This window comes from Bacillus sp. EB106-02-03-XG38, from assembly GCF_058792175.1.
On record NZ_JBYTED010000001.1, the window covers coordinates 1,213,697 to 1,227,897 of the forward strand.

Here is a 14,201-nt window from a genome sequence, read left to right on the forward strand (position 1 = left end):
GGACATACTTTGCGTGATAGTAATTTAGATTTACGTGTTGTTCGTACGAAAACTGCGATACGAAATGCATTGGTGGAATTAATTGAAGAAAAAGGCTTTGACGCCATTACAGTAAAAGATATTACAACGAAAGCAAACATTAATCGCGGTACTTTCTATGCGCACTATCAAGATAAATTTGATTTAATGACGAAATGCCAAGAAGAAATTATGTATGAGTTTTCTAGCATTGCAAAACGGAAATTTCCAGAAGTTATTGCTGACCTTGGATCAAATCCTTCCCCTACAATGCCATTTATACTTATCACTTCTATTCTTGAATTTCTAAATGAAAATAGTGATTTTATGAAAGCTGTACTGAGCCCAAAAGGAGATTTATCTTTCCAAACAAAACTGAAAGACTTTATGTGGAAAACACTATTTGAAGATACGAATGGTGCTCTCATTAATAAGGAAAACTTACTTGTTCCAAGCCAATACTTAGCTTCTTATATGGCATCTGCCCATATTGGTGTTATTCAGCAATGGTTAAATAACGGACAAAAAGAAACACCTGAGGAAATTGCTCGCATTTTATCAACAATCGCAGTTCATGGACCTTTTTATGCGGCCGGTTTAAAGAAATGAGCCAGCTATATATGACAAAAGATCATCCCACTATAATAGCGGATGATCTTTTGTTTCATTACAACACTTCAATATACCCTTCTGTTCCATGTACCCGAATTCGTTGCCCATCTTTTATTAATTTCGTAGCATTCTCCACACCGACAACTGCTGGTAATCCATATTCACGTGCAATAACTGCCCCGTGCGTCATAAGTCCGCCAACTTCAGTGACTAACCCTTTTATGGACACAAATAACGGTGTCCAGCCGGGATCAGTAAAAGCAGTAACTAATATATCTCCCTCTTCTAAATTCACTTCTTCCATGTTTAAAATAACGCGAGCTCTTCCCTCAATCACTCCTGAAGAAACAGGCAGGCCTACAATCGCATCAGCCGGGAGGTTTTCTCGTTTATATTTACCTGTAATGATTTCTCCATTAGACGTCATAATACGAGGAGGTGTCAGTTTTTCATATAATTTGTAATTATTTTTTTGTTTTTGGATAAACTCGTAATCTAGTTTATTCGTGCGAACAACTTCGTGAAGTTCTTCAAAAGTTAAATAGTATATATCATCGACTTCACGAATGATACCGCTTTGCACAAGTTGCTCAGCTTCTTTCAATAACGCCTGCTTATATATGAAATAACGATTAATCATGCCGTATTTTGGATATTCACGATAGCCGATACAATTACGGAGGTTTCGAATCATTCTCTTCGTTTCTTCTACTTTTTGTTTACCCTCCGGCAAATGCTGCAATCGATCTATTAACTCTTCTTCTTTTTTCAAAGCTTCTTGCAGTCCTTCTTCAAATTTCCGCTTACTCGCACCATATTCAAAATCTCTTATATTATTTAAAATCATCGGGATAATTGTAGTTGACTTTTCACTCCAGCGCGTTTTCGTAATATCTATTTCTCCGCTGCATCTCATTCCGTATTTATTTAGAAAAGCACTGATTGCCTCTTGAGCTTTCTCCCCGCCTTTAAACTGAACTAGTTCATTTAAAAAGCTATCATCTTCTACATGTTGTAAATACGTTATAACTTCTGGATATGGCCGAATCACATCAGCAACATCCATTAATGCTAAACCCATTTCAGACGTAATATTATTTTGTACCGATTGAGAAAGCGTGTCTGCTGCATTCTTTTCACCTAGCCATTGCTCCATCTTTTCATTCATCCATGTTGAAGCATTCATACCCGCCATAATGACCGCTATACTTTGCGGGTTAAATAATACTTTCTTTAATTGCTGAATATCTTCCAAAATAAAATGGAGTACATCCATCCCTGATTTCGTTTGCATGTTTCGTTTTAACTCTTCGATCGATGCTTCACTAGCCTTTATTAAATTCGTAACGATTGACGGATCATTTTCGATTTCTGGTTGCGAATTTGCAGGTGGCACACTTTTACCAGCACTCTTTCCTTTTTCATCATCTGGTAACAATGTAATAAAATCATCTCGCTCGATTATAGTCGTTAATGCATCTCTTACGAGCGGATCCGATTTTCCTAAAGTGTTTATTAAGTAATTTCTGCTAGCAGGTGAAGCTAATTGTTGCGTAGCATCAACAAATAGTCTTCCTCCCGCTTTACGCATAGGAGCACTAGTCGTTAACAGGAAAAAAGATAACCCTAGTGGTTTCATCGCATCGGTCATCATTTGTTGATGGCCAACCGATATATACACATGATTTCCCCCATCATTTTCTTCAGGGATTGGATATAATGTCGTGATTGGGCGACTTTGGACAATATAAAATGTATCATGGGCTAGACACCATTCAATATCTTGCGGACAGCCAAAATAAGACTCAATCTGTCGTCCGATACTTGCTAGTTCTAAAATTTGTTGTTCAGACAATGTTTGAAGCTTTTGCTGAGCTGGATCAATCTTTTTCGTCTCTGTTCCGCCCTCTTTTACAGCATAAATAGCTAATTTTTTAGTTGCTACCATCATTTCCGTAATTTCGCCTTCTTTTACTTTATAATTATCGGCAGAAACCAGTCCTGATACTAAAGCCTCACCAAGTCCAAAACTGGCATCAATTGATAGCACCTTTCGGTTAGAAGTAACCGGATCGGCCGTAAATAAAATGCCCGAAGCCTCAGGGAAAACCATTTTTTGAACAACAACACATATAGAAACTTGATTATGTTCAAAACCATTTTGCATGCGGTACGTAACTGCTCGTTCTGTAAATAAAGACGCCCAGCACTTTCTTACATGCTGCAAAATCGCTTCTTTTCCAATAATATTTAAATACGTATCTTGTTGACCAGCAAACGAGGCATATGGTAAATCTTCAGCCGTAGCACTAGAACGCACAGCATACGCATGTTCATTTCCAAAACGTGAGAGATAATGAGCTACTGCTTCCACTAAATCAGTAGGGATTTCTACTATCATAATGACTTCCCTAATCTTCTTACTAATTTTACCAATTTGAGCTCGCTCTTCCTTTTTCAACTTCGTTAGCTGCTGCAACAAAGTATGAAGCTCTTCATTTTGCTCGATAGCCTTTTCATACCCTACCGTTGTAACACAAAATCCTTCTGGCACTTGTATCCCTTGAATGTTAGATAACTCCCCTAAATTCAAACCTTTTCCACCAACGAGTGAAAGCTGCGTGTTTTCTATTTCTTGAAAATCGAGAACGAAAGAACTCATGTAACATCTCTCCTTATTATGCATGTGTTCTTGATTGTAGCAGGAGTAAATACGAATAAACAGTCTATTTCGAACTTGATTTACATGATATAATTAAGTTAGGAAGAGATTAAAAAATGCCCCAGTTGCTTCATTCTGCAACTGGGGCATTTTATTTCCGCTCAATTTTAAATTATAATTTGTTCACAACTAACTTCAATGTATTTCTGTATTCCACTTTATATATAGAAACGCCATTCATTATTACATACAATTCTTACCTCAACAAATGGTATATAACCCGAAATATGCTTTATTTTATCCTCCTGTGAGCCTTTTCACAGGAGTTTTTATACATACATATATTATTTATAATGAATCAGTTCTCCTCTTTTTCAAAAGCATGTTCTGTGTCATAATAGCGCTTTTTAGAATTTATATATACCTACTAATTTTTCTAAAAAAGGATGATTGTATTGGAAATAAAAACGCTTCAAGGAATTTATGATGATGTTATTAGTTTAGGGGAAAATTGTTATACTGCTATTCATCTAAAAAAATATAAGTTGCGGAAATATTCAGGTCCTCTAGATTGGTTTGTATCACCGAATCTTTCTTCTATCAACGAATTATTGAAAAATAATTTTATAGACTTTATGGAATTAAAAAACATGCACGCAATGCCGGATCAAAATGTTGTGTTTAATGATGGCGTGATACAACCTGTTTTTTCTCATATTATAAAAGACACAAAATATAACGTGACATCTTATCATGATTTCCCTGTTATTCCAAATGAAGATTGGTTCATCACATACCATGATTTTAAACAAAAATTAGATCGAAGAATTGATAATCTTTACAAAAGAATTCATAATTCACAATCCATTTTATTCGTTAGATGGGGCGGAAACTTGACTGAAGTGCTAGAATTACAAACAGTTTTATCAAATATTGTTAAAAATAATTTTAAGATCCTTTTACTCTATCCAACAGGAATTGAAAATGAAATAAACGAATTAGAATGGGGGCTTGATCATGTTTTTCCCATTCAAGTTTCGAGTAATTATCTAAATAAAAGAACTTGGTATATCCTCTTCAAAGATATACATCTAAACTCAAAATAATAAAACTTAAATAATGAAAAGTAGGCTATCGCCTTTCACACGCTTAAGGAAAAATTTCTTTCGGTACATTCGTTAAAGATAAGATTATTAACCTTCCTCTCAGAAAGCACAAATGCCGAACATTCCAGATTTATTCCATCAGAACGATTGGTAGGTGAACAAATCGTTCTAGGTAATAAGCTTAAAGATGAGCCTGTTACCTAGAAACACATTTTAACTAATCTCAATTACATCAACAAACTTAAACATTCTTTGATTATGAAAAGCATCGGTACAAGTAATCGTCTTATTTAATGAATTTATATCAGCTACTGTTATGTAATTTTTATATGAACCCACATTATCATATCCTGATGAATCTTTTATTAACTCGTAACCCCTCCTCAAAAAATAGTATTAACTACGACTTTAACATCAATATTTTCTGTTTGCATTTTATATAAATTGATATGTCTTCCTCTTAATTCTAGGACTAAATTATAGTTTTTTGTAATACCCTACTAATTCTTTTCTCAAATCCCCAAAAATGGATTTTCAAAATTAGGGAACTATAATGTCGTATTAAAATATATTTAGGGGGATACAAAATGGATAATGAAATGAATTATGGAAGTGATTACAAGTTTATTCCAGCAACTTCAATTGAAAGTGGTCATGGCATCAAAGTATTGTCTGATTTATTTTGTTACACGATTCAAATCGTCAACATATGTTTTGTTGGGAATCCGCATACCGATGATTTTGTTTTAGTTGATGCTGGAATGCCTAAATGTGCAAATGAAATTATCTCTGTTACCAAGAATCGATTTGGTACAAATAGCCGCCCAAAAGCAATTATTCTAACTCATGGGCATTTTGATCATGTTGGAGGAATAATTGAACTCATTAAGTATTGGGATGTTCCAGTCTATGCCCATGCAATGGAGATACCATTTTTGACTGGACAACAAAGCTATCCTGAACCAGATCCATCAGTTGAAGGTGGTATGGTAGCGAAAATGTCTCCCCTATTCCCTAATGAACCGATTGATTTAGGAAATAGCGTAAAAGCACTACCTACCGATGGAACTGTTCCCCATATGCCAGAGTTTAGATGGATTCATACACCAGGGCATACTCCTGGGCATATTTCATTATTCCGAGAAAAAGACCGAACTTTAATTGCTGGGGATGCTTTTGTTACAGTGAAACAGGAATATCTATATAAAGTATTTACTCAGGAGCAGGAAATAAGCGGCCCCCCTCGTTATTTAACAACAGACTGGAAAGCCGCTAAAGAATCAGTCATTAAATTAGAAGAAGTAAAGCCTCTGGTCGCTATTACTGGACATGGGATACCAATGTCAGGTGAATTGCTATCAACAAGCCTCAAAACACTCGTTCAAGAATTTGATAAAATCGCTGTACCCGATTATGGAAAATATGTAGATAAAAAGATGCATTAAGCATGAAACCGGAAAAAATTATTAATTTTAATAAAGAAACACTGTACTTAGGCAACATCTGTATTATAAGAATGGAACTGCGCCTTGTGAATAAAACTCGATATTCCGAAAATACTATCTGTAGTATAAGCCTGCTTCTTACCCAGGTTGTACTTCTTATCATTAAAGGTTCATTAAAATGGGTTACGCTATATAGCATAACCCGTTTTTAATGAAATCTTTTATTTCATATACGTTTTAACAATGGAGGAAAATGATGAAACATATTGTTGCTTTATTAATTAAATACACAGCGATAACTGCAGTATTACTTACCGTACTCGGTATCTTTCAAGGCATTTCCATTCCTAGAGTATTACTCATTTCTCTTTTCCTAACAGGAGCTTCCTATTTAATCGGCGACCTCTTCATTTTGCCTAAATACGGAAATACGATTGCTACAATGGCAGATTTCGGATTAATCTTCTTCGGAATTTGGCTTTTAACACCCTTATTTACTAATTTAAATGCTACTCGTAATATCGGACTTTCTTCATTTATAGCCACATTAATTATTGGCGGAATAGAGGTTTTCTTCCACATTTATATGAAGAGATTAGTACTGCGTAATGACGATGCATTAAGAAATCACAACCATATTCATCATGATAAGTATGCTATGGAGATGTCAGATGAATATATAGATTCTTCCACAATCAATACATCCAAATTTAAGGATACATCTAAAAAATAAAAAAGTGGCCAATGCCACTTTTTTATTTTTGTTTATTAAGCTTGGTCAGAATTTCTTACATGTAACGGAGGTGGAACTACCCACCCTTTTTTCTTACTTAAACGCAGCAAAGTTACACCTGCTTGCGCTTTTTTCATATGAAATTGTCCGAATAGCATCCCTACATCTTCTCGAAGACATTTTCCCATCACTTGACTACATGTCACAAGCCCAGCTGCTAATCCTGTAGAAACAGCTGCTGCTATTTCAGCATCATTAATACGCGCTCCTGGAGGAATGTCTTCGATAGATGCAACTGGTCGTTCTGGAGGAGCAGGCGGTAATGCTACGCCATTAACCTTTAACAGAGTTTTTAACTCTTCTATTTCCGAGTTCATATCATTTTCAATTAAGCTTTCTAAAAACTTCTTCAAATCTTCGTCACCTGTGTGATTCATAAACACTTGATGGCTTGCGATTCCACCTTGTGCTGCTAGAAGATAACTCCAAATATCAAATACTTCTCCGTAATGTAACGGTTCATTTTGAGGATTTCCACTTAAAATACCCATTTTTAAATTCCTCCCTTTCGAAAATATCATAATAAATATTGATTTCAATATTGAAATCAAATTTTTAATTATGCTTTTTCCTGCAAAAGATTTTCTACTATGCATGGAAAACACCTTTCCAACACTGCGTGTTTATTGTTTAGGAAAGTAGTTTACAAATAAAATACTCAAAGATTATGAAAGAAGATTATCAATAATCTTTGAGTGAGAATCCATTTACTATAAGGGTTTTTATTTTTATACATATACAAAAGAAATTGATTTACTTATCTGCTATATTGTATGCCGATTTACTTAGCGGTTAGCTCTACCACCAAGTTGTTGTTCAGCCATTGCTACTAAACGCTTTGTAATTTCACCACCAACAGATCCGTTTGAACGAGCTGTTGTATCTGCACCAAGTTGTACACCAAACTCTTGTGCAATTTCATATTTCATTTGATCAAGAGCCTGTTCAGCGCCTCGAACTAACAATTCATTACGACTTCCACTATTATTGTTTGCCATATCGTTTCACCTCCAATGTTTTTAATATGCTACAAATTATGAAATAATAATTATCCTTTTTATGGGAGTTAGATTATGTATAAATATTGAGTTTCTTCTTAAAATAGGGCAAAAGATATAAGAAAGAAGAGCTACTATAACGTACTTTCATAACAACAATATGTATAAATTCCTCTTTACTAAAGATTTCTTTGCCAAGAGATACATATAAATTATGAAAAATGATTTCTAAGGAGATATGTGATGAAAGCTGTAACCTATCAAGGACCAAATCAAGTACAAGTTAAACAAGTGGATGATGCGAAGTTAGAGAAAAAAGACGATATTATTGTAAAAATTACTTCAACCGCTATTTGCGGTTCTGATTTACATTTATATCAAGGTAACATGCCTTTACCGCAAGGGTATATTATCGGCCATGAACCAATGGGAATCGTTGAAGAAGTCGGACCAGATGTTACGAAAGTAAAAAAAGGAGATCGTGTTGTCATCCCCTTCAACGTTTCTTGTGGACATTGTTTCTATTGCCAACATGAAATGGAAAGTCAATGTGATAACTCAAACCCTCATTACGATTCTGGTGGATACTTTGGTTATACAGAGAAATTTGGTAATCATCCAGGCGGACAAGCAGAATATTTAAAAGTTCCTTTTGGAAATTTCACTCCATTTGTTATACCGGAATCATGCGAACTTGAAGATGAATCCCTACTATTTTTATCAGATGTTTTACCAACAGCCTATTGGAGTGTAATAAACGCAGGTGTTAAACCAGGTGATACTGTTATCGTCCTAGGTTGTGGACCTGTTGGATTAATGACACAAAAATTCGCCTGGATGCAAGGTGCTAAACGCGTAATCGCAGTCGATTACTTAGATTATCGGATGAATTATGCAAAACAGATTAACAATGTTGAGGTATTTGAGTTTACAAAATTTCCTGATATGGGAGAACATTTAAAGGAAATCACACATGGCGGTGCCGATGTAGTCATTGATTGCGTGGGCATGGATGGAAAAAAATCACCACTAGAATTTTTAGAACAAAAGTTAAAATTACAAGGCGGAACTCTCGGTCCTATTCAAATTGCTACGAAAGCAGTAAGAAAATATGGAACGGTTCAAATGACTGGCGTTTATGGTGGCAATTATAATGCATTTCCACTCGGAGCATTTTGGGTTAGAAATATTAATCTTAAAATGGGACAAGCACCTGTTATTCATTTTATGCCAGAACTATTTGAAAAAATAACAAATAAAGAATTTGATCCAAAAGAGATTATTACACACAAAATCCCTCTTGAAGAAGCGAGCTACGGTTATCAAATTTTTAATAATCGAGAAGATGATTGTATAAAAGTCATTTTGAAACCTTGAAGGTACAATTCACTATTCTTTATACAAAGATAAGATCACACTCCGTAATCTTATCTTTTTCATTAAATTGAAGGTAGCTATCCCCCCACTTTCATCTCACATCAAAAATAGTTATTTCAAGCATTTTAAGGTAACGATTTGTTGGTAAAAAAATGAATTTAAGTATTAAGTAACCAATTAGCGGACACGATAACAATGTTAACTAACTTAAAAAGAGGTGTACTTCATGTTTTATTATAAAGAAGAAATAATTAATATGATTAAGCCGGATAAACCAGACCCAGCTGCTGCAAAAGTTTTACAAGAAATATTAGGCGGGCATTATGGTGAAATGCGTACAATGATGCAATATTTCTTCCAAAGTTCAAATTTTAGAGGTAAAGAGAAGCAATATCGTGATTTACTTCGAGGTGTTTTTTTAGAGGAAATAAGCCACGTAGAACTTGTACAACATACAATTAATCAACTATTAACTGGATCTGGTGAACCTACGCCAGGAAATGCTGGTATTGATAAAGCACCGCTTGATGAAGCGGTTAAACATGCAAACCCCCATCACTTTATTGTAGGTGCTCAAAGTTCATTGCCTGTTGATGCAGCTGGCAACCCATGGAATGGATCTTGGGTATATAGTCATGGAAACTTAATTAGCGATTTACTAGATAATGTCGTACTTGAGTCTACAGGCGTACTTCAAAAGACTAGAATTTATGAAATGAGTTCTAATCAAACATTTAGAGAAACTCTTGCATTTTTAATTGTACGTGATAATGCACATCAAAATGCTTTTGCAAAAGCTTTAGAGACATTAGGGGTTGAATGGGGGAAACTCTTCCCTGTGCCGAACTATGATATTAATAAATATCCAGAGTGTAGAAAATATGTGGACATGGGATTCCATAATGCACAATTTAATTTCAGCTTAGATCCAACAAGAATGGGAGAAATATTCCAAGGTGAATCACCAAGTAGAAACAAAGGAACATTAACAGTAACTGACCCGCCAAAAGGTTTTCCTGTACCAGAGCTTCCTGAAATACCAAATGAGCATAGTCCCGGATTAAAAGATATGGATCTTTAAGGTCATTATGGCCAACTATTTATTAATGGTTGGTCATAGTTCTTTATAAAGATTCATGTAAGCTTGTTGTTAATATGATAGGATGTTTTAATAAATCCTCTTTATTTAAAAGTGATGTTGATCATATTTCTGTTCCTCTTAATTTTGTTTCTATGAACCATTAGACGCTACTGTATACTTACTTATAACCTCCCTACCTCTATTCACATATAACATCCCTATATTGTAAAAAAGAGGAGGGGCTTGCCTCCCTCTTCTTTTAATTTTTCTTTAAAAGAGTTGCTCCTGCAATCCCTGGGTGTGTCATTTCGAATGGATCTAGAATTAACTCTAAGTCTTCTTGTGACAATACACCATTTTTCACACAAAGTTCTCGAACGGATTGCCCAGTCGCGATTGCTTCTTTCGCAACGCGAGCTGCTGCTTCATAACCGATATGAGGGTTCACGGCTGTAATAATTCCTACACTCTTCTCAACATACTCTTTTAAGCGATCTTCATTCGCTTCAATTCCTTTTAAGCAATTATCTGTAAAGGCACGGAAACCGTTATTCATAATGCTAATTGATTGAAGTAAGTTGAAAACAAGTACTGGTTCCATAACGTTTAATTCTAATTGTCCTGCTTCTGAAGCAAGGCAAATTGTATGGTCGTTACCAATGACTTGGAACGCAATTTGATTAATTACTTCTGGCATAACAGGATTTACTTTCCCTGGCATAATTGATGAACCTGGTTGACGAGCTGGTAGCATAATTTCCGCTAAACCAACGCGTGGACCTGATGCCATTAAGCGAAGGTCATTCGCGATTTTAGACATATTCATCATACATACTTTAAGTGCTGCTGATACTTCTGTATATGCATCCGTATTTTGCGTTGCATCTACTAAGTCTTCTGCGCCAACAAGTGGTAGTTCACTAATTGCAGCTAAATGTTTTACAACTGCTTCAATATACTCTGGGTCTGCATTTAAGCCTGTACCAACTGCAGTTGCTCCCATATTTACTTCATATAGATGTTGACGTGATTGCTGAATTCGTTTCATATCACGTTCAAGTACGCGAGAGTACGCTTTAAATTCTTGTCCAAGACGAATTGGCACAGCGTCTTGTAAATGTGTACGACCCATTTTAATAACATGGTCAAACTGCTCTGCTTTTAATTCAAATACATCGTGCATATAACCCATCGTTTGTAATAAACCTTCTAATGCGTTTAATGTAGCGATATGAATCGCCGTTGGGAATGCATCGTTTGTTGATTGCGCCATGTTTACATGGCTATTTGGACTAATATAATGATAGTCTCCCTTTTCCATTCCTAATAATTCAAGAGCACGGTTGGCAATGACTTCATTTGCATTCATGTTCATTGAAGTACCTGCTCCGCCTTGGATTGGATCTACGATAAAATGATCATGCCATTTTCTATCAAGAATTTCTTGAGCAGCTTCTGCGATCGCGCCGCCCTTGTTCAATTCCAATCTTCCTACATCTGTATTCGCAAGCGCTGCTGCTTTTTTTACAATTGCGAACGCTCTAATTAAACTTTCATGAATTTTGTACCCTGTAATCGGGAAATTTTCAACAGCGCGTAAAGTTTGAATTCCGTAATATGCCTTAATAGGTAATTCCTTTTCTCCCAAAAAATCCTTCTCCACTCGCATGTTCTTGTTTATCATTGACATTTTAATTTCTCCCCTATATTAAATGTAAAACCTAAATAAATCATATGGAGTCATTACCAATCCTTATCAGATTTTATTGTTAAATCATAGGCTAAAGGCTCTTCAATAATTTTTTTAATCTCTTCTAATTTATTAGTTTTTCCAAGCGTCCACATCAATTTTGCTAAGATGGCTTCCGTATTCATATCTCCAGATAATATTACTTGATGTTGCGCCACTTTTCGTCCTACTTCATAGAGAAGTATGTCTTCTCCTTCTTCCAGGCATTGAGTAGTAATCACTACAGCAATCCCCATTTCAGTCAATTCTTGAATTTTCGAAAGCAAGTTCCTTCCTTCAAAAGGTAATCCGCCGTTACCAAAACTTTCAATAATAACCCCTTTATACAAATCTTTTAAACAATCAAACATCTCTGGCTTTGTACCTGGATACAATTTCATAAGAAAAACATCTGTACATAAATTAGTATCTATTGAAAGTTCATTATGGGAAGACGTTGGCTTCCAATGATATTTCACTTCATCTTCATTTACTTCAGCAACATATGGATAATTCACACTTTCAAATGCATCATAACTTTTTGTTCGCATTTTAACTGCTCTCGTCCCAATAATCACCCTACTATCAAAAACAATAAACACACCGCCAACATCCTCACAGGCAAATCTAAGAGCATCAGCTACATTTTTCTTTGCGTCTGTCTTTTTAAAACTGATAGGTACTTGTGAACCTGTTAAAACAACTGGTTTTCTTAAACCTTGAAGCATATAAGATAAGGCGGAAGATGTATAAGCTAACGTATCCGTTCCATGTGTAATCACAAACCCGTCATAGTCATCATAATGATTAAAAACAGCATTAGCTATTTCTTTCCAGTGCTCAGGTTGCATATTGGTACTATCAATATTCATTAAGATTTTACAATCTATTTCTAAGTTTCGAGATGACCTCGAAAAATAATTCAATAATTCCTCAGCAGATAATCCTGGAACAAGCCCTTCACTCCCCTCCACAGATGCAATTGTCCCACCAGTTGCAAGTAATAAAATTTTCTTCATACACAACCCCTCCATAAAATAAACAACGATATATCGTTCGCGTAATGCGTATTTATATTTATCATTATAGAACTTAATTTAAATTAATCAAGATTTTGTATTCGATACGCGTACTTTTTTTCTATTCTTGATTCTTTTTCTATGTTATAATTAATTTAATAAAATTAGATGGGGTATGAGACGAATGTTGGAACGTTTATCTAAATTAAGAAAAAATCAAAAATGGTCCCTACAAGAGACAGCAGATCGACTTGGGATTGCGAAAAGCACCTATGCTGGTTATGAAAATGGTTATAGATTACCTTCATTACAATCTTTATCTAAAATAGCCGATTTATTTGATACGTCTGTAGATTATATATTAGGCAGAATTGAACATTCACATCAAAACAAAGATGTCATTGATATTACAAGACTCCTAAAAGATCCAGATCCAACACTTTTAATAGATGGAGAAGCACTGTCAACAGAAGAGATCATAGATTTTATTGCTTTTGTGAGAAGCAAACGAGAACTAAATTCCAAGAGAATAGAAAATATTGCACCAACATGTAAAAGTTGATTCAATAAAAAACGAAGCCACTGCACTCTTTAAACTTAGAAATACTTAGACAATTAATTTGTAAATAAGGTGTTGGAAGCTTTCTACGTACTAGATTTAAATTTACATCTAAATCTTCGACAAATGCGATTTGTGGACCCACAATATTGTATTCAATTTCGGCTTTTGTAATATCCCTTTTTTCTTTCTTTGACACATTTACTAACAAACAATTTAATGTATCTGTATCGAACTGAATCAGTATATGGCCATTTAAAATACTATCCTGAATATCTTCCATTTGATTTGTTATTTTTGAATTCTCAAAGGGTAAGACAGACTGAATATCTTGTAACGAATCGAAACTCTTCTCTTTTATATAAGTCAAAATCTCTTCATGAAATATATTTACATCGATTAATGTTCTAAAATATGAAATGACTATAGAGGAATTATTAGAAGCAATTTCCAACGTTATAAAATCTTTAGATTTTTTTAGTAATTTCATTAAATCCTGTAAAGATTCTATAGAGTAAACAGATACTCTTTCATGCGGTTTCAATTGATAATACCCTTCCTTTCAGAAAGAAACTATATATAGTTTTCAGGAAATTGCTATTTTTAAAATTAGGGATGGTGATATGTAAGTATACTTACTGAATTAATAATAACGCCTTTGAAAATACTTAACCAAAATTAGTTAAAAAATGTATTAAAAATAAAAACCAGAAATGTTTTCGAGCATAATTACAATATTAAAAACATCCTTTCTTTTAGTTCGAAAGAAAGGATGTTTTTATAACAAGCTTTTTCAAGTGTC

The 14,201-nt window shown here is 34.6% G+C and carries 12 protein-coding genes and 2 pseudogenes; 7 read left to right on the top strand and 7 right to left on the bottom strand.

The window, feature by feature from the left end; translation table 11 throughout:
- Window positions 1-9: 9 nt before the first annotated feature.
- A complete protein-coding gene (locus tag AC3WTI_RS06270; RefSeq protein ID WP_001205697.1) occupies window positions 10-627 on the top strand; it encodes a TetR/AcrR family transcriptional regulator in 618 nt (205 codons plus the stop codon).
- Between the two features lie 58 nt (window positions 628-685).
- Here the strand turns inward: AC3WTI_RS06270 and ppsA are convergent, their stop codons facing one another.
- A complete protein-coding gene (ppsA, locus tag AC3WTI_RS06275; protein WP_097841231.1) occupies window positions 686-3,292 on the bottom strand; it encodes a phosphoenolpyruvate synthase in 2,607 nt (868 codons plus the stop codon).
- 446 nt (window positions 3,293-3,738) lie between these two features.
- Between ppsA and AC3WTI_RS06280 the strand changes: the two genes are divergently transcribed.
- On the top strand, window positions 3,739-4,398 hold the full coding sequence (locus tag AC3WTI_RS06280) for a DUF1796 family putative cysteine peptidase (protein WP_097841230.1): 660 nt from the start codon (window positions 3,739-3,741) through the stop codon (window positions 4,396-4,398).
- Between the two features lie 213 nt (window positions 4,399-4,611).
- Here AC3WTI_RS06280 and AC3WTI_RS06285 read toward each other — a convergent pair.
- Window positions 4,612-4,728: pseudogene (locus AC3WTI_RS06285) on the bottom strand (YolD-like family protein); the annotation flags it as partial.
- A 257-nt stretch (window positions 4,729-4,985) separates the two neighbouring features.
- Here AC3WTI_RS06285 and AC3WTI_RS06290 point away from each other — a divergent pair.
- Window positions 4,986-5,843: an MBL fold metallo-hydrolase gene (locus AC3WTI_RS06290; protein WP_097841229.1), complete on the top strand. Its 858-nt coding sequence runs from the start codon at window positions 4,986-4,988 to the stop codon at window positions 5,841-5,843.
- A gap of 256 nt (window positions 5,844-6,099) precedes the next feature.
- The gene (locus tag AC3WTI_RS06295; protein WP_142306516.1) at window positions 6,100-6,576 is read left to right on the top strand and encodes a YndM family protein; all 477 of its coding nucleotides are present in this window, start codon (window positions 6,100-6,102) and stop codon (window positions 6,574-6,576) included.
- Between the two features lie 35 nt (window positions 6,577-6,611).
- Here AC3WTI_RS06295 and AC3WTI_RS06300 read toward each other — a convergent pair whose 3' ends face one another.
- Window positions 6,612-7,127: a DUF3231 family protein gene (locus AC3WTI_RS06300; RefSeq protein WP_000512140.1), complete on the bottom strand. Its 516-nt coding sequence runs from the start codon at window positions 7,125-7,127 to the stop codon at window positions 6,612-6,614.
- 294 nt (window positions 7,128-7,421) lie between these two features.
- Window positions 7,422-7,634, bottom strand: coding sequence for a small acid-soluble spore protein, SasP family (gene sasP / locus AC3WTI_RS06305; protein WP_000002841.1), 213 nt, complete (start codon window positions 7,632-7,634; stop codon window positions 7,422-7,424).
- 243 nt (window positions 7,635-7,877) lie between these two features.
- On the opposite strand from sasP, the gene AC3WTI_RS06310 reads away from it, so the two are divergent.
- Both AC3WTI_RS06310 and AC3WTI_RS06315 read left to right on the top strand, forming a co-directional pair.
- Window positions 7,878-9,011 carry a zinc-dependent alcohol dehydrogenase gene (locus AC3WTI_RS06310; protein ID WP_087955690.1) on the top strand — a complete coding sequence of 378 codons (1,134 nt, stop codon included), beginning with the start codon at window positions 7,878-7,880 and terminating at the stop codon, window positions 9,009-9,011.
- Between the two features lie 226 nt (window positions 9,012-9,237).
- Window positions 9,238-10,092 (top strand): manganese catalase family protein, encoded by an 855-nt coding sequence (locus AC3WTI_RS06315; protein WP_000500337.1) that lies wholly within the window; start codon window positions 9,238-9,240, stop codon window positions 10,090-10,092.
- A 259-nt stretch (window positions 10,093-10,351) separates the two neighbouring features.
- Here the strand turns inward: AC3WTI_RS06315 and aspA are convergent, their stop codons facing one another.
- On the bottom strand, window positions 10,352-11,782 hold the full coding sequence (gene aspA, locus AC3WTI_RS06320; protein WP_087956778.1) for an aspartate ammonia-lyase: 1,431 nt from the start codon (window positions 11,780-11,782) through the stop codon (window positions 10,352-10,354).
- Window positions 11,783-11,835: 53 nt separating this feature from the next.
- Complete coding sequence (gene ansA, locus AC3WTI_RS06325; protein WP_000722314.1) at window positions 11,836-12,840, bottom strand: asparaginase; 1,005 nt, start codon at window positions 12,838-12,840, stop codon at window positions 11,836-11,838.
- Window positions 12,841-13,024: 184 nt separating this feature from the next.
- Between ansA and ansR the strand changes: the two genes are divergently transcribed.
- Window positions 13,025-13,402: an HTH-type transcriptional regulator AnsR gene (gene ansR, locus AC3WTI_RS06330; protein ID WP_087956776.1), complete on the top strand. Its 378-nt coding sequence runs from the start codon at window positions 13,025-13,027 to the stop codon at window positions 13,400-13,402.
- Between the two features lie 4 nt (window positions 13,403-13,406).
- Here the strand turns inward: ansR and AC3WTI_RS06335 are convergent.
- Window positions 13,407-13,943: pseudogene (locus AC3WTI_RS06335) on the bottom strand (spore germination protein); the annotation flags it as partial.
- Window positions 13,944-14,201 lie beyond the last annotated feature (258 nt).

Bases quoted from the DNA above. Each gene is read 5' to 3' on its own strand.
- AC3WTI_RS06280 (WP_097841230.1), top strand. From the start codon at position 3,739: ATGATTGTATTGGAAATAAAAACGCTTCAAGGAATTTATGATGATGTT.
- AC3WTI_RS06295 (WP_142306516.1), top strand. From the start codon at position 6,100: ATGAAACATATTGTTGCTTTATTAATTAAATACACAGCGATAACTGCA.
- AC3WTI_RS06315 (WP_000500337.1), top strand. From the start codon at position 9,238: ATGTTTTATTATAAAGAAGAAATAATTAATATGATTAAGCCGGATAAA.
- ppsA (WP_097841231.1), bottom strand. From the start codon at position 3,292: ATGAGTTCTTTCGTTCTCGATTTTCAAGAAATAGAAAACACGCAGCTT.
- AC3WTI_RS06290 (WP_097841229.1), top strand. From the start codon at position 4,986: ATGGATAATGAAATGAATTATGGAAGTGATTACAAGTTTATTCCAGCA.
- AC3WTI_RS06310 (WP_087955690.1), top strand. From the start codon at position 7,878: ATGAAAGCTGTAACCTATCAAGGACCAAATCAAGTACAAGTTAAACAA.
- aspA (WP_087956778.1), bottom strand. From the start codon at position 11,782: ATGTCAATGATAAACAAGAACATGCGAGTGGAGAAGGATTTTTTGGGA.
- ansA (WP_000722314.1), bottom strand. From the start codon at position 12,840: ATGAAGAAAATTTTATTACTTGCAACTGGTGGGACAATTGCATCTGTG.
- AC3WTI_RS06300 (WP_000512140.1), bottom strand. From the start codon at position 7,127: ATGGGTATTTTAAGTGGAAATCCTCAAAATGAACCGTTACATTACGGA.
- ansR (WP_087956776.1), top strand. From the start codon at position 13,025: ATGTTGGAACGTTTATCTAAATTAAGAAAAAATCAAAAATGGTCCCTA.
- sasP (WP_000002841.1), bottom strand. From the start codon at position 7,634: ATGGCAAACAATAATAGTGGAAGTCGTAATGAATTGTTAGTTCGAGGC.